Annotated in this window: 10 protein-coding genes; 4 read left to right on the forward strand and 6 right to left on the reverse strand. The window is 61.4% G+C overall.

What is annotated here, in order from left to right:
* Nucleotides 1-316 precede the first annotated feature (316 nt).
* On the forward strand, nt 317-2,587 hold the full coding sequence (gene rlmKL / locus LOY52_RS09350; RefSeq protein ID WP_258679180.1) for a bifunctional 23S rRNA (guanine(2069)-N(7))-methyltransferase RlmK/23S rRNA (guanine(2445)-N(2))-methyltransferase RlmL: 2,271 nt from the start codon (nt 317-319) through the stop codon (nt 2,585-2,587).
* Nucleotides 2,588-2,734: 147 nt separating this feature from the next.
* The gene (locus tag LOY52_RS09355; protein WP_258679181.1) at nt 2,735-5,122 is read left to right on the forward strand and encodes a diguanylate cyclase; all 2,388 of its coding nucleotides are present in this window, start codon (nt 2,735-2,737) and stop codon (nt 5,120-5,122) included.
* A gap of 158 nt (nt 5,123-5,280) precedes the next feature.
* Here LOY52_RS09355 and dacB read toward each other — a convergent pair whose 3' ends face one another.
* Entirely contained in the window at nt 5,281-6,741 is a 1,461-nt protein-coding gene (gene dacB / locus LOY52_RS09360) for a D-alanyl-D-alanine carboxypeptidase/D-alanyl-D-alanine-endopeptidase (protein WP_225138144.1), read from the reverse strand.
* Nucleotides 6,742-6,975: 234 nt separating this feature from the next.
* Here dacB and LOY52_RS09365 point away from each other — a divergent pair, with 234 nt between their 5' ends.
* Nucleotides 6,976-7,320 (forward strand): YggL family protein, encoded by a 345-nt coding sequence (locus LOY52_RS09365; protein ID WP_003223308.1) that lies wholly within the window; start codon nt 6,976-6,978, stop codon nt 7,318-7,320.
* 119 nt (nt 7,321-7,439) lie between these two features.
* Here the strand turns inward: LOY52_RS09365 and LOY52_RS09370 are convergent, their stop codons facing one another.
* The gene (locus LOY52_RS09370; RefSeq protein ID WP_258679182.1) at nt 7,440-8,630 is read right to left on the reverse strand and encodes a benzoate/H(+) symporter BenE family transporter; all 1,191 of its coding nucleotides are present in this window, start codon (nt 8,628-8,630) and stop codon (nt 7,440-7,442) included.
* Between the two features lie 357 nt (nt 8,631-8,987).
* Here LOY52_RS09370 and LOY52_RS09375 point away from each other — a divergent pair, with 357 nt between their 5' ends.
* On the forward strand, nt 8,988-9,752 hold the full coding sequence (locus LOY52_RS09375; protein ID WP_083366480.1) for a GntR family transcriptional regulator: 765 nt from the start codon (nt 8,988-8,990) through the stop codon (nt 9,750-9,752).
* Between the two features lie 147 nt (nt 9,753-9,899).
* On the opposite strand, the gene guaD is transcribed toward LOY52_RS09375, so the two are convergent.
* The 4 genes from guaD to xdhA all read right to left on the reverse strand — a co-directional run bounded on the left by guaD (nt 9,900) and on the right by xdhA (nt 16,040).
* Nucleotides 9,900-11,204 (reverse strand): guanine deaminase, encoded by a 1,305-nt coding sequence (gene guaD, locus LOY52_RS09380; RefSeq protein ID WP_258679183.1) that lies wholly within the window; start codon nt 11,202-11,204, stop codon nt 9,900-9,902.
* A 13-nt stretch (nt 11,205-11,217) separates the two neighbouring features.
* A complete protein-coding gene (xdhC, locus tag LOY52_RS09385) occupies nt 11,218-12,075 on the reverse strand; it encodes a xanthine dehydrogenase accessory protein XdhC (RefSeq protein WP_258679184.1) in 858 nt (285 codons plus the stop codon).
* 118 nt (nt 12,076-12,193) lie between these two features.
* Nucleotides 12,194-14,593 carry a xanthine dehydrogenase molybdopterin binding subunit gene (gene xdhB, locus LOY52_RS09390; protein ID WP_258679185.1) on the reverse strand — a complete coding sequence of 800 codons (2,400 nt, stop codon included), beginning with the start codon at nt 14,591-14,593 and terminating at the stop codon, nt 12,194-12,196.
* Entirely contained in the window at nt 14,586-16,040 is a 1,455-nt protein-coding gene (gene xdhA / locus LOY52_RS09395) for a xanthine dehydrogenase small subunit (protein ID WP_258679186.1), read from the reverse strand. Before xdhA ends, xdhB begins: the two co-directional genes overlap by 8 nt.
* Nucleotides 16,041-16,250: the final 210 nt, after the last annotated feature.

Consider the following 16,250-nt stretch of genomic DNA (forward strand, 5'->3'; position numbering starts at 1 on the left):
TAAGTAACGACCGGTTTCATGAATGTTTTTTCAGCAAACCCCGGTATGATCGGCCCCGCACTGGATGATGGGGTTAATCCTTTAGTGAGAATGACCCACGTTTACGCTGGGGTAATATTCGACGAAGGGTTGCTTTGAGTCATTTTGTTTCATCAACTTTAATAACTGTCCTTGCATCCAAGCTCTTTTAACCCGAGCAGCGGGGATGGAACGGCACACCTCCGTGCCACGCGGGCGCTCTTTTAGAAAAGCGCCTGATTGAAAACCGGATCGGCAATGCGTTGCCGGTTCACTAGCCAAAGGCTCTGGAAATACCATGTCCGACCGTTTCGAACTCTTCCTCACTTGCCCCAAAGGCCTTGAAGGCCTGCTCATCGAGGAAGCCGTCGGGCTTGGCCTTGAAGAAGCCCGCGAGCACACCTCCGCCGTGCGTGGCATGGCGACCATGGAAACCGCTTATCGCCTGTGCCTGTGGTCGCGTCTGGCCAATCGCGTGTTGCTGGTGCTCAAGCGCTTCCCGATGAAAGACGCCGAAGACCTGTACCACGGCGTGCTTGACATCGAGTGGCAGGATCACATGCTCGCCGACGGCACCCTGGCCGTCGAATTCAGTGGCCACGGCTCGGGCATCGACAACACCCACTTCGGTGCGCTGAAAGTCAAAGACGCCATCGTCGACAAACTGCGTACCCCGCAAGGCGACCGTCCGTCGATCGACAAGCTCAACCCGGATCTGCGCATTCACCTGCGCCTGGATCGCGGCGAAGCGATCCTGTCCCTCGACCTTTCCGGCCACAGCCTGCATCAGCGCGGTTACCGCCTGCAGCAGGGCGCGGCGCCGCTGAAGGAAAACCTCGCGGCAGCGATCCTGATCCGTTCCGGCTGGCCGCGCATTGCGGCCGAAGGCGGCGCGCTGGCAGACCCGATGTGCGGTGTCGGTACGTTCCTCGTCGAAGCCGGGATGATCGCCGCCGACATGGCGCCGAACCTGCGCCGCGAGCAGTGGGGCTTCACCGCATGGCTCGGCCACGTTCCGGCGCTGTGGAAAAAACTCCATGAAGAAGCGGTCGAACGTGCCGCTGCCGGTCTGGCCAAGCCACCGCTGTGGATTCGCGGTTACGAAGCCGACCCGCGGCTGATTCAACCGGGCCGCAATAACGTCGAGCGCGCCGGTCTGAGCGAGTGGATCAAGATCTATCAGGGCGAAGTCGCGACCTTCGAGCCGCGTCCGGACCAGAACCAGAAAGGTCTGGTGATCTGCAACCCGCCGTACGGCGAGCGTCTTGGCGACGAAGCCAGCCTGCTTTACCTCTATCAGAACCTTGGCGAGCGTCTGCGTCAGGCCTGCCTGAACTGGGAAGCGGCGGTGTTCACCGGCGCGCCGGATCTGGGCAAGCGCATGGGCATTCGCAGCCACAAACAGTATTCGTTCTGGAACGGCGCGCTGCCGTGCAAACTGTTGCTGATCAAGGTGCTGCCGGATCAGTTCGTCACCGGCGAGCGGCGGACCCCGGAACAGCGTCAGGCCGAGCGTGAGCAAGCGGCCTACGATCAGACCCCGAACGAGCCGCAAGAGCGCAAGTTCAACAAGAACGGCAACCCGATCAAACCAACGCCAGCCCCGGCGCCAATGGTCGAGCAGCCGCGGCTGAGCGAAGGCGGGCAGATGTTTGCCAACCGCCTGCAGAAAAACCTCAAGGCGATGAGCAAGTGGGTCAAGCGCGAAGGCATCGACTGCTATCGCGTCTACGATGCCGACATGCCGGAATACGCCATGGCCATCGACCTGTACCACGACTGGGTGCATGTGCAGGAATACGCGGCGCCGAAGTCGATCGATCCGGAAAAGGCCTCGGCACGCATGTTCGACGCCTTGGCGGCGATCCCGCAGGCGCTGAACGTCGACAAGAGCCGCGTGGTGGTCAAACGCCGCGAGCGCCAGAGCGGCACCAAGCAATACGAGCGTCAGGCGGCGCAGGGCAAGTTCAATGAGGTCAGCGAAGGCGGCGTCAAGCTGCTGGTGAACCTCACCGACTACCTCGACACCGGGCTGTTCCTCGATCACCGGCCAATGCGCATGCGCATTCAGAAAGAGGCGGCCGGCAAGCGCTTCCTCAATCTGTTCTGCTACACCGCGACCGCCAGTGTGCACGCGGCCAAGGGCGGTGCGCGCAGCACCACCAGCGTCGACCTGTCGAAGACTTACCTCGACTGGGCGCGGCGCAACCTGTCGCTGAACGGCTTCTCCGACAAGAACCGTCTGGAGCAGGGCGACGTGATGGCGTGGCTGGAAAGCAGCCGCGACGAGTACGACCTGATCTTCATCGACCCGCCGACCTTCTCCAACTCCAAGCGCATGGAAGGCATCTTCGACGTACAGCGTGATCAGGTGCAGTTGATCGACCTGGCCATGGCGCGTCTGGCGCCGGGGGGCGTGCTGTACTTCTCCAACAACTTCCGCAAGTTCCAGCTGGAGGAGAACCTGGCCGAACGTTACGCGGTCGAGGAAATCAGCGCGCAGACCATCGATCCGGATTTTGCGCGCAACACCAAGATTCACCGCGCCTGGAAAATCACGGCTCGTTGACGCTTGGGCGGGTTGGATCCACAGAGCCTTGATTTTTAAAGGCTCTTGGATCCGATCAGCGCTAGCCAAATTAATGGCTAATAGCTATAACTCAACTCATGGCCAATGGGGTTTTCCCCCGAAACAATGGCGTCGTGAGTTGCCCCTATGTCGTTGCACCCCGTGCGCCCAAAGATTCTGGGTTTTATCAGCGAAGACGTCTCGGCCTGGCTGGTCGCGCTGCTGGTATTGCTCGCCGGCGGGATTCTCACGGGGCTGCTCGCCTGGGCCACCCTCAATCAGTTTCACCATCAACTGCGCCAACGCTTCCAGCTGCTGGCCAATGAACGTTACAGCCGCATCGAAGAGCGTTTCCAGGATCAGGAACAGCGTCTCGACGGCCTGCGCCGTTTCTTCGCCAACTCCGATTCGGTCTCGCGCAGCGAATTCGATGGCTATGCCAAGCCGCTTTTATTACGCACCCAGGCCTATTCCTATGCGCCGCGGGTCAGCCGTGCCGAACGCCCGGCGGTCGAACAAGCCGTGCGTAACGAAGGCTTCAGCACCTTCACCTTTCGTGAACTGAACGCTGACGATCAGTTGCAGACCGCCGCTGATCGCCCCGAATACGTACCGGTGATCTACACCCAGAGCCTCAGTCGCTTGCCCACGCCGCTGGGTTACGACTTGCTGGCGCAACCGCTGCGCCGGGCGACGCTGGAACGCGCCGACCGCACCGGGCACATGGTGGTGTCGCAGCCATTGCATCTGGTGGGAATTGATCCGGCGTATGCCCGGGGCGTCTTGCTGCTGGCGCCGGTCACTCGTGAAGGGGCGCCGAAAGGGCCGCCGCAAGGCTATGTGATGGCGGTGATCAGCATGCAGCAGTTGCTGGCCGACGGACTGCCGGAGGAGCACCAGGATTTCCTCAATGTACGCATTCTCGACCTGTCCACCGATGAACAGCATGAAGTGCTCTACGAGTCGGCCAACCAGGCCGGGGCCAGTGATCTGTCGGCCACGCAGTTGTTGCGCATGGCCGACCATGACTATCAGGTGGACATACAGCCCAGCGAAGCCTTTCTGCAAGCCAACCATTCGTCAATCAGCAGCCTGGTGGTGCTGGGGGCGCTGCTGAGTCTGTTGCTCAGCGCACTGCTTTACGTGCTGGTCAGTCAACGCCAGCGCGCCTTGCGCATGGTCGAACTGCGCACGCAGGAACTGCACGCCCGCGAGCAGGAATTGCGCGGCACCCACGGTCAGTTGCGCGGCGTGCTGAATGCCGCGACCCAGGTGGCAATCATCGCCACCGACCTGCGCGGGGTGATCAACACCTTCAACCCTGGTGCGGAACAGATGCTCGGCTACAGCAGCGCCGATGTGGTCGGCCACATGACCCTGGAAAACCTGCATCTGCCGCGAGAACTGGCCGCGCGTTCGGCGGAGTTGAGTGCGCGTTACGGCAAGAGCATTCCGACCTGCCACGCGATGTTGGTCGAGGGCGGCGAGGTCGGCGGTCATGAGGCGCGCGAGTGGACGCTGGTGCGCAGCGACGGCAGTCATCTGCCGGTGAACATGCTCGCCACCCCGGTGCTCGATGAACAGGGTCTGTGGGTCGGGCATCTGGCGATCTGCATCGACATCACCGAGCGCAAGCGCGTGCACGAGGCGCTGGCGGCGCGCGATGTATTGCTGAAAAAGCTCAGCGCCCACGTGCCCGGCGGCATCTACCAATTCAAGATGGAGTTCGACGGGCGCTTCAGCGTGATCTATGCCAGCGACGGCATCCGCGAGATCTACGAGCTGGAGCCGGACGTGCTGCTGCTCAATGCCGAGGCCATTTTCACCCGCATCCATCCACAAGACGTCTCGCGAGTGCGCAGCTCGATCCGTGCTTCGGCGGACAGCCTCAGCCCATGGCGCGAGGAATACCGTGTGCAGTTGCCCGAGCGCGGCCTGCGCTGGGTGCGCGGCGAGGCGACGCCGGAAGAGCTGCCGGGCGGCGGCGTGCTGTGGCACGGCTACATCTCGGACATTTCCGACTTGAAACGGGTGGAAGAGGAATTGCGCGCGCTGTCGGTCACCGACTCGCTGACCGGCATCCACAACCGCCGCTACTTCCAGGAACGCCTGACCACCGAAATGGCCCGGGTCGAGCGCGGCGGCGGCGAGCTGTCGGTGATCATGCTCGACATCGACCACTTCAAACGCATCAACGACCAGTACGGCCATGCCGTGGGCGACCGGGTGCTGCAGGCGGTGTGCGAGCGCATCGGCCATCGCTTGCGGCGTACCGATGTGTTCTGTCGTCTCGGTGGTGAAGAGTTCATGGTGCTGTGCCCGGACATCGACGGCGAGCATGCGTACATGCTGGCGGTGGAGCTGTGGCAAGGCCTGCGCAGTGCGCCGGTGGATGTGGTCGGGGTGGTGACGGCCAGTTTCGGCATCGCCAGCTGGCGTCCGGGGGAAGGCGCGGATGCCCTGCTGCTGCGGGCAGATTCGGGGGTGTATGCGGCGAAGCAGGGCGGGCGTGATCGGGTGGAGCAGATGAGCTAAGCCGTTACACCAATCCCCTGTGGAACCCTGTTTTGTGGCGAGGGAGCTTGCTCCCGCTTGAGTGCGTAGCGCTCACAAAATCATTGGGGCCGCTGCGCAGCCCAGCGGGAGCAAGCTCCCTCGCCACAGAGAGTTGCATCCACAGGTTCGACGGTGGTTTACAGGGCTGAAGCCGTCTGCGGCAGGCGCGGCTGCTTGTACAGATCCAGCAGCACCTGATCCAGCACCGACGACGCGCCGAACGGCGCCTTGTCGTTGAGGATCGCCACCACCGCCCAGGTGTTGCCGTTGACGTCGCGGCTGAAGCCGGCAATCGCGCGCACGGTGTTCAGGGTGCCGGTCTTGACGTGGGCTTCGCCGCGCATCGCGGTGGTTTTAAGGCGTTTGCGCATGGTGCCGTCGGTGCCGGCAATCGGCAGCGAGCTGATGTACTCGGCGGCGTACGGGCTGTGCCAGGCGGCTTGCAGCATGTTGGCCATCTCGCGGGCGCTGACGCGTTCGGCGCGCGACAGCCCGGAGCCGTTTTCCATCACCAGATGCGGCGCGGTGATGCCTTTCTTCGCCAGCCACTGGCGGACTACGCGTTGCGCAGCCTTGGCGTCGTCACCGTCGGCTTCGTTGCGGTACTTCTGGCCAAGGCTCAGGAACAGCTGCTGGGCCATGGTGTTGTTACTGTATTTGTTGATGTCGCGGATGATTTCCGCCAGATCCGGCGAGTAAGCACGGGCCAGCAGCTTGGCGCTGCTCGGGGTCGCGGCGAGGCGATCCTTGCCCTGGATGCTGCCGCCCAGTTCTTTCCAGATCGCACGCACGGCACCGGCGGTGTAGGTCGCGTGGTCGAGCAGCGACAGATAAGTCTGCGAGCTGCAGCCTTCGCCCAACTGACCGGCGACAGTCACGGTCACGCTGCCATCAGGCTGGGTCACCGGGTTGTAGCGCACGCCACCGGTGCACTGCTTGGAGTTGAGCGCCTTGACCGTGTTTTCGATGCGCACGCTGGCAATCGGCGGCTCCACCGAGATCAGCACCCGGCCCCCGTCATTACGCGCGACGAAGCGCAGGGCCTTGAGGTTGACCAGCAGCGAGTCGGGTTTGACCAGGAACGGCTTGTTCTCGTCATTGCCGTCATCATTGAATTCCGGCAGTTGCGGCTGGATGAAGAAGCTGCGGTCGAGGATCAGGTCGCCGGTGACCTGGGTTACGCCGTTGGCACGCAGGTCGCGCATCAACAGCCAGAGTTTTTCCATGTTCAGCTTCGGATCGCCGCCACCCTTGAGGTACAGGTTGCCGTTGAGGATGCCGCCGCTCAGATCGCCATCGGTGTAGAACTCGGTTTTCCACTGATGGTTGGGGCCGAGCATTTCCAGCGAGGCGTAAGTGGTGACCAGTTTCATGGTCGAGGCCGGGTTGACCGAGACGTCGGCGTTATACACGGTCGGATTGCCGGGGCCGTCGAGCGGGATCATCACCAGCGACAGCGCGGTCGGCTGCAGCTTGCTGGCCTTGAGGGCTTTTTCGACGTTGGGGGTGAGGGCGGTGTTGATGGTGGCAGCGGCAACCGGCAGGGCCAGGGGCAGAAGAAGGCCGGCAAGAAAGAGAGGACGCAACGATTTGATCATATGAAATAAAACCCTGCAGAAGAGGGGAAAAATAACGAGGGCATGGATGAAAAAGCCCTCAGTGGTCATGAAAGTGTCGGCATTATGCCCCAAGGTGTAACAGCTTGTGCCTTGCCCGGGGTGGCCATTTGGTTATTTTTTTTACGGGCGGTCGCCATCGCGCCCAGAGAGTCGGGTAATTGACCGCTTAAACTGGTAAAGTGCCGGCCGTTATTACTTAAGAGGATTGTTCCAATGGCGACTAACCGTTCCCAGCGTCTGCGCAAAAAACTGTGCGTTGATGAATTCCAAGAGCTGGGTTTCGAACTGAACCTGGACTTCAAAGAAGACTTGTCCGAAGAAGCCATTGACGCTTTCCTCGAAGCATTCATCAAAGAAGCCATGGAAGCCAACGGTCTGGGTTATGTTGGCGGCGATGACTTCGGTCTGGTTTGCCTGCAGAAGCGTGGCTCGGTCAACGAAGAGCAGCGCGCTGCCGTTGAAGCCTGGCTGAAAAACCGTAGCGAACTGACCGGCATGACCGTCAGCCCGCTGCTGGACGTCTGGTATCCGGAAAAGCCGATCAACGCGGCCAAGTGATACTGAAAAAAACGGCGACCTGAGGGTCGCCGTTTTTTTGGGACGATCAAAAGATCGCAGCCTTCGGCAGCTCCTACAGAGATCAGTGTAGGAGCTGCCGAAGGCTGCGATCTTTTGCTTTAAGCTTTACGCCAGTTGAGTATCAGCAAGGTGAGCACCCCCGCGACAATCCCCCAGAACGCCGAGCCGATGGAAAACAGCGTCAACCCCGACGCCGTGACCATAAAGGTAATCAGCGCCGCCTCGCGTTCCTTGACCTCGGTCATGGCAATGCTCAGACCATTGATGATCGAGCCGAACAGCGCCAGCGCGGCAATCGACAGCACCAGTTCTTTCGGCAGCGCGGCAAACAGCGCCGCCAACGTAGCGCCGAATACGCCGGCAATCCCGTAGAAAATCCCGCACCAGACCGCCGCGGTGTAGCGCTTGTTGCGATCTTCATGGGCGTGCGGCCCGGTACAGATCGCCGCGCTGATCGCCGCGAGGTTAATGCCGTGGGAGCCGAATGGCGCCAGCAACAGCGAGGCGATGCCGGTGCTGGTGATCAGCGGCGAGGCCGGTACGTTGTAGCCGTCGGCGCGCAGCACGGCGATGCCGGGCATGTTCTGCGAGGTCATCGCCACCACGAACAGCGGAATGCCGATGCTGATGGTCGCGGCCAGCGAGAAGTGCGGGGTGGTCCAGACTGGCGTCGCCAGTTCCAGGTGGAAACCGCTGAAATCCAGCAGACCCATGAAGCCCGACAGCGCGGTGCCGAGCAGCAACGCGGCGAGCACGGCGTAACGCGGCGACAGGCGTTTGACCAGCAGATAAGTGAAGAACATCCCCAGCACCAGCCCGGTGCGGTGTTGCGCGGCGACGAAAATTTCGCTGCCGATCTTGAACAGAATCCCCGCCAGCAACGCCGCCGCCAACGACGCCGGGATTTTTCTCACCAGACGTTCGAAGCTGCCGGTCAGGCCGCAAATCGTCACCAGCACCGCGCAGGTGATGTAGGCACCGATGGCCTCGCCGTAGCTGACGCCACCGAGGCTGGTGATCAGCAGGGCCGCGCCGGGTGTCGACCAGGCAATGGTGATCGGTGTGCGATAGCGCAGCGACAGACCAATCGAACACATTGCCATGCCGATGGAAATCGCCCAGATCCACGAAGAAATCTGCCCGCTGCTCAGGCCCGCCGCTTGTCCGGCCTGAAACATCAGCACCAGGGAACTGGTGTAGCCGGTCATCATTGCGATGAAACCGGCGACGATGGCCGAAGGCGAAGTATCGGCGAGGGGGCGCAGGCGAGTGTAGGTGGCGTCGTTCATGACGGCGGTGTTCCTTATACAGATGAAGATCCCCGCAATTACGCTGACCCCTGTGTAGGAGCTGCCGAAGGCTGCGATCTTTTGACTTTGATTTTCAGAAGCAAGATCAAAAGATCGTAGCCTTCGGCAGCTCCTACATGAGAGCCGTTGTGCGCAAAGGCGGATTCTGCGATCAAGCCTAAACTCAATCGTAACGGATCGTTGCAATACAGCCGTGGTCACAAACAGCCATACAGTCGTGTTGCCACCATCCATTGTGTACAATCGCGCTGTTTTTTACGCGATACTTGCCAGCGACCTACTGTGCCGTATTACAGTCACGGTCTATTCGCCGCAGTTCTCCCGACTCGAGTGCCCATGAACGAACAGTTGCAACCCCTCAAGAAACAACCGCGAGCAGGCAAAGCCGGCCGCAGCGGAACCCAGGACGATATTGTCTACGCGCATATCTTCGAGGCGATCCTCGAACAGCGTCTGGCGCCCGGCACCAAGTTGAGCGAAGAAGCGCTGGGGGAAATCTTCGGGGTCAGCCGCACCATCATTCGCCGCGCGCTGTCGCGTCTGGCCCATGAAGGCGTGGTGCTGTTGCGACCGAATCGTGGCGCTGTGGTCGCCAGCCCGAGCGTTGAAGAAGCGCGTCAGGTGTTCATGGCTCGCCGTCTGGTGGAGCGCGCGATCACCGAACTGGCCGTGCAGCACGCCACCGCCGAGCAGATTGCCGAACTGCGCCAGATGGTCAACGACGAGCGCGACAGCTTCTCCCGTGGTGATCGTGGTGCCGGTATCCGTCTGTCGGGTGAGTTTCACCTGAAACTGGCGGAAGCGGCGAAAAACGCGCCACTGATCAGCTTCCAGCGCAGCCTGGTGTCGCAGACCTCGCTGATCATCGCCCAGTACGAAAGCGGCAACCGCTCGCATTGCTCTTACGACGAGCACACCCAATTGATCGACGCCATCGAAGCGCGCAATGGTGAACTGGCGGTGGACCTGATGATGCATCACATGGATCACATCGACAGCAAGCTCAACCTCGATGAGGAAAGTGCGTCGGATGATTTGCATGCGGTGTTCTCGCATCTGTTGCAGACCAAGAAGCCTGGGCGCCCAAGCGCCAAGCTTTAAAAGATCGCAGCCTGCGGCAGCTCCTACAGAGGAGTGCGATCCAATGTAGGAGCTGCCGCAGGCTGCGATCTTTTGATCTTCCTGACAGGCAACAAAAAATCCCCCGGGGCTAACACCACCGGGGGATTTTTTATGCCTTGGGAAAACTCAGCGCTGATGCACCAAAGCACCCGCCGCATACGTCTGCTGCACCGTGCGGTCATCGCCCAGCGTCATCAACACGAACAACGTCTCGGCAATGTTGTTGGCCTGTTTCAGGCGATAGCTCAGCAATGGCGTGGCGTTGTAGTCCAGCACCAGGAAGTCCGCATCGGAGCCCGGTTGCAGGTTGCCGATCCTGTCTTCCAGACGCAGCGCCCGCGCACCGCCGAGGGTCGCCAGGTACAGCGACTTGAACGGACTCAACCGCGCACCCTGCAACTGCATGACTTTGTAGGCTTCGTTCAGGGTTTGCAGCAGCGAGAAACTGGTGCCGCCGCCGACGTCGGTGCCCAGACCGACGTTGAGTTTGTGCTTCTCGGCCATCGGCAGATTGAACAGGCCGCTGCCGAGGAAGAAGTTCGAGGTCGGGCAGAACGAGATCGCCGAGCCGGTTTCCGCCAGACGCGCGCACTCGTCATCGCACAGGTGCACGCCATGGGCGAACACCGAGCGCTCGCCGAGCAACTGGTAGTGATCGTAAACGTCCAGATAGCCCTTGCGCTCCGGGAACAGCTCCTTGACCCACTCGATTTCCTTGAGGTTCTCGCTGATGTGGGTCTGCATGTACAGATCCGGGTATTCGGTCAGCAATTGGCCGGCAAGGGTCAGTTGCTCCGGGGTGCTGGTCGGCGCGAAACGCGGGGTCACGGCGTAGTGCAGGCGGCCCTTGCCGTGCCAGCGTTCGATCAGCGCCTTGCTCTCGACGTAGCTCGATTCGGCGGTGTCAGTCAGATAGTCCGGGGCGTTGCGGTCCATCATCACCTTGCCGGCGATCATTCGCAGGTCGAGCTTCTCGGCGGCCTCGAAAAACGAGTTCACCGATTGCGGGTGCACGCTGCCGAACACCAGCGCGGTGGTGGTGCCGTTGCGCAGCAGTTCCTTGATGAAGATGTCGGCCACGTCGTCGGCATGAGCCTTGTCACCGAACTGGCTTTCGCACGGGAAGGTGTAGGTGTTGAGCCAGTCCAGCAGTTGCTCGCCGTAGGCGCCGACCATGCCGGTTTGCGGCAGGTGGATGTGGGTGTCGATGAAGCCCGGGGTGATCAGCGCATCCTGATAGTGGGTGATCTCGATGTCCGCCGGCAGGGTCGGCAGCAATTCACTGGCGTGGCCGAGGGCGCTGATCTTGCCGCCATCGACCACCAGCAGGCCGTCCTCGAAATATTCGTAGGAGGCTTCGATCCCGACTTCGGCGGGGTCGGCGATGCTGTGCAGGATGGCGGCGCGGTAGGCTTTGCGAGTCAGAGGCATGAGGGTTCTCTAATCAGTTTGAGGCTTTGAGTTTGGCGGCCTGACTGCGCCGGGAAAGCGGCAGCAGTCTGGCAATCGGTTCGGCGCTGGCGCTGTGCTGGCCGAAATTGGCGTTATAGGTGGCGATGATTTCGCCGGCGATGGAGATGGCGATTTCCACAGGCAGTTTGCCTTTGACTTCGCCGATGCCCATCGGGCAGCGCATGCGTTGCACGACGCCGCTGTCGAAACCGCGATCACGCAGGCGATGTTCGAACTTGGCCCGTTTGGTCTTCGAACCGATCAGGCCGAAGTAAGCGAAGTCGTTGCGCTTGAGGATCGCGGCAGTGAGTTCCAGGTCGAGCTGATGGTTGTGGGTCATGACGATGCAATAGCTGCCGGCGGGCAGGTCGTCGATTTCATCCACAGGCTCTTCGGCGACGATTTTACGCACGCCATGGGGGATCTGTTCGGGGAATTCTTCTTCCCGCGAATCGATCCAGCGCACCCGGCAGGGCAGGCTGGCGAGCAGCGGCACCAGCGCACGGCCGACATGCCCGGCGCCGAACACGGCGATCTGCGCCTGCACCTGGCCCATCGGTTCGAACAGCAACACGGTGGCGCCACCGCAGCACTGGCCGAGGTTGGCGCCGAGGCTGAAGCGCTCCAGATGGGTGTCCTGCTTGCCGCTGGCAAGCATTTCGCGGGCGATCTGCATGGCTTTGTATTCCAGATGCCCGCCACCGATGGTGTCGAAGGTCTGACGGGCGCTGACGACCATTTTCGAGCCGGCGTTGCGCGGGGTCGAGCCGAGTTCTTCGATGATCGTCACCAGAACGCAGGGTTCGCCCTGGTTCTGCAGGTCGGCGAGGGCGTCGATCCAGTTGTACATATTCACCTCGACATCTGTCGTTGTCTGTTCGGGCCTCTTCGCGAGCAGGCTCGCTCCCACAAGGGAATGCATTCCAAAATGTGGGAGCGAGCCTGCTCGCGAAAGCCGCACCTCGGTCCTAGAGCGGAGCCAGCTCGGTTTCAGCTTCGACCGCTTTCACAGTCTTGAGCTGGCGCATCTGCTCACACCCCCACAGCACCCGCTCCGGGGTCGCCGGCGCATCGATCTGCGGTTGATGCTTGTAATCACCGAGGCTCGCCACCGCGTCCTTGATCGCGCACCACGCGGCAATTCCGAGCATGAACGGCGGCTCACCCACAGCCTTGGAATGGAACACCGTGTCTTCCGGGTTCTTGCGGTTTTCCACCAGCTTCACCCGCAGGTCCAGCGGCATGTCCGCCACTGCCGGGATCTTGTAGCTGGCCGGGCCGTTGGTCATCAGCTTGCCCTTGTTGTTCCAGACCAGCTCTTCCATGGTCAGCCAGCCCATGCCCTGGACGAAACCACCCTCGACCTGACCGATGTCGATCGCCGGGTTCAACGAGGCACCGACGTCGTGGAGGATGTCGGTGCGCAGCATCTTGTATTCGCCGGTCAGGGTGTCGACGATCACTTCGCAGCACGCCGCACCGAAGGCGAAGTAGTAGAACGGCCGACCACGGGCCTGGCTGCGGTCGTAGTAGATTTTCGGGGTCTTGTAGAAGCCGGTGCTCGACAGCGAGACCTGATTGAAATACGCCAGCTGAATCAGCGCTTCGAAGGTCATGATGTGGTCACGCACGCGCACATGGCCGTTGTGGAATTCCACGTCTTCTTCGCTGACCTTGTAGTGCCGCGCGGCGAATTCCACCAGACGCTGCTTGATGATCTCGGCGGCGTTCTGCGCGGCCTTGCCGTTGAGGTCGGCGCCGCTGGAGGCGGCAGTCGGCGAGGTGTTCGGCACTTTGTCGGTGTTGGTTGCGGTGATCTGCACCCGATCCATTTCCACCTGGAACACTTCGGCCACCACCTGCGCGACCTTGGTGTTGAGGCCCTGGCCCATTTCCGTGCCGCCGTGGTTCAGGTGGATGCTGCCGTCGGTGTAGACGTGGATCAGCGCGCCGGCCTGATTGAGGAAACTGGCGGTGAAGGAAATGCCGAACTTCACCGGGGTCAGCGCCAGGCCTTTTTTCAGGATCGGGCTGTTGGCGTTGTAGCGGCGGATCGCTTCGCGGCGCTCGGCGTACTGACTGCTGTCTTCCAGTTCGGCGGTCATCTCTTCGAGCATATTGTGCTCGACGGTCTGGTAGTAGTGGGTGACGTTGCGCTCGGTCTTGCCATAGTAGTTGGCCTTGCGCACGGCCAATGGATCGAGGTTGAGGTGACGGGCAATCGCGTCCATCACTTCTTCGATCGCGACCATGCCTTGCGGGCCGCCGAAACCCCGGTAAGCGGTGTTCGACGCGGTGTTGGTCTTGCAGCGGTGACCGTTGATAGTCGCGTCACCGAGGTAGTACGAGTTGTCCGAGTGGAACATCGCCCGGTCGACAATCGACGCCGACAAGTCCGGCGAGCAGCCGCAATTGCCGGCCAGGTCCATGGCGATCCCGTGCAGGCGCCCGGTGCTGTCGAAACCGACGTCGTACTCGACGTAGAACGGGTGGCGCTTGCCGGTCATCAGCATGTCTTCGACCCGTGGCAGACGCATCTTGGTCGGCTGGCCGGTGAGGTGCGCGATCACCGCGCACAGGCACGCCGGGCTGGCGGCCTGGGTTTCCTTGCCGCCGAAACCACCGCCCATGCGGCGCATGTCGACGACGATCTTGTTCATCGACACGTCGAGCACTTCGGCCACCAGTTTCTGCACTTCGGTGGGGTTCTGCGTCGAGCAGTAGACGATCATGCCGCCGTCTTCGGTGGGCATTACCGAGGAGATCTGGGTTTCCAGATAAAAGTGTTCCTGGCCGCCGATGTGCAGCGTGCCTTGAATACGATGCTCGGCGGTGGCCAATGCCGAAGCCGAATCGCCGCGCTGATGCGTGTGGCTGTCGAGCACGAAGTGGCGTTTGCGCAAGGCTTCGACCACGTCCAGCACCGGCTCCAGATCTTCATACTCGATGATCGCCGCCATCGCTGCTTTGCGTGCGGTTTCCAGGTCTTTCGCGGCTACGGCCAGTACCGGTTGCCCGACGAATTGCACGTCATCAATCGCCAGCAGCGGATCGCCCGGCAGCAGCGGGCCGATGTCTTTCAGGCCCGGCACGTCTGCGTGGGTGATCGCAATGCGCACGCCTTCGAAGGCGTAGCAGGGCTTGGTGTCGATGCTGATGATTTTCGCGTGGGCGCGGTCCGACAGTCGTGCGTAAACGTGCAACTGATTGGGAAATTCCAGGCGATCATCGATGTACTGCGCTTCACCGGACACATGCTTGGCGGCGCTGTCGTGCTTGACGCTGCGGCCGACACCGGTGGTCAGGTCTCTGGCGAACAGTTCCGCCAGTTCGGCTTGAGTCTTCTCTACGGCGTGATGGTTAGACATAAGCGGTCACCCGAGTCTCGATGTGCGGTGTTTGCAGTTCGATGAAGTATTTGCGCAGCAGGTTCTGCGCGCTGAGCAGGCGATATTCCTTGCTGGCGCGGAAGTCCGAGAGCGGCGTGAAGTCTTCGGCCAGCGCAGCGCAGGCGCGTTCGATAACGGCGTTGTTGAATGGCTGTCCGAGCAGCACGGCTTCGCAATGGGCGGCGCGTTTCGGAATCGCGGCCATGCCGCCGAACGCCATGCGCGCATCGCTGATTACGCCGTTTTCCACGCGCAGATTGAAGGCGGCGCAGACGGCGGAGATGTCATCGTCCAGACGCTTGGAGACCTTGTAGGCGCGGAAGCGCTGTTCGGCGGTGGCGCGCGGGACGACGATTTTCTCGATGAACTCGCTTTCCTGACGGGCGGTGACCTTGTAGTCGATGAAATAATCTTCCAGGTTCAGCGTGCGCCGGGTTTCGCCTTTGCACAGCACCACTTGCGCGCCGAGGGCGATCAGCAGCGGTGGCGAATCACCAATCGGCGAGGCGTTGCCGATGTTGCCGCCGAGGGTGCCCTGATTGCGGATCTGCAGGGAAGCGAAGCGGTGCAGCAGTTCGCCGAAGTCCGGGTACTCGGCGGTCAGCGCTTCGTAGCAGTCGGAGAGGGTGGTAGCGGCGCCGATTTCGATGCGGTCGTCGAAGGTTTCGATGCGCTTCATCTCGGCGACGTTGCCGACGTAGATCATCACCGGCAGGGTGCGGTGGAACTGGGTGACTTCCAGCGCCAGATCGGTGCCGCCGGCCAGCAGCCGCGCTTGTGGGTAAGCGTCATACAGATCGGCCAGGTCGGCGACGGTCAGCGGCACCAGGCAACGCTTGTCGCCGCTGTTGAGTTCGCCGATATCGGTCGGGGCAATGGCTTTGAGGCGGGCGATGGTCTCGGCTTCGCGGGCATCGAACTGGTCCGGTTGCTTGCCGCAGCAGGATTGCTCGGCGGCGGCGAGGATCGGCCGGTAGCCAGTGCAACGGCAGAGATTGCCGGCCAGCGCTTCGTGCGCCTTGGCCTGATCCGGTGCATCGCTGTTCTTTTGCAGGGCAAACAGCGACATGACGAAACCGGGGGTGCAGAAGCCGCACTGCGAGCCGTGGCACTCGACCATGGCTTGCTGCACGCTGTGCAATTCGCCCTTGTGCTTGAGGTCTTCGACGCTGATCAGTTGTTTGCCGTGCAGCGACGACACAAAGGTCAGGCACGAGTTGAGGCTGCGATAGCGAATGTGTTCGCGGCCAGCGTCATCCGTTTGCAACTCGCCGACCACCACGGTGCAGGCACCACAGTCGCCGCTGGCGCAGCCTTCTTTGGTGCCGGATTTGCCCACGTGTTCGCGCAGGTAATTGAGCACGGTCAGATTCGGGTCCAGGGCGTGCTCGCTACGGAGTTCCTGGTTAAGTAAAAACTGGATCACGGAAGGCCTCGCAGACTCATTATTGTTGTTAACCGACTTCAACCGAATTTAGCAGGTCTGACTTTTCGGTCAATGGTTTTCTGACTTAAAGGTCAGGAAAACCGGTTTTGTCGATTAACGCGTGCTCTATTGAGTATTGACCCTGAGCGGATCCACTGCTTTTTTGCTTGAATCGTGCCAAAAAGCGCCGTGCGGGCACTCCGCCATGTA

Origin of the sequence: Pseudomonas sp. B21-051, from assembly GCF_024748795.1 — a bacterium.
Taxonomy (GTDB): domain Bacteria; phylum Pseudomonadota; class Gammaproteobacteria; order Pseudomonadales; family Pseudomonadaceae; genus Aquipseudomonas; species Aquipseudomonas putida_A.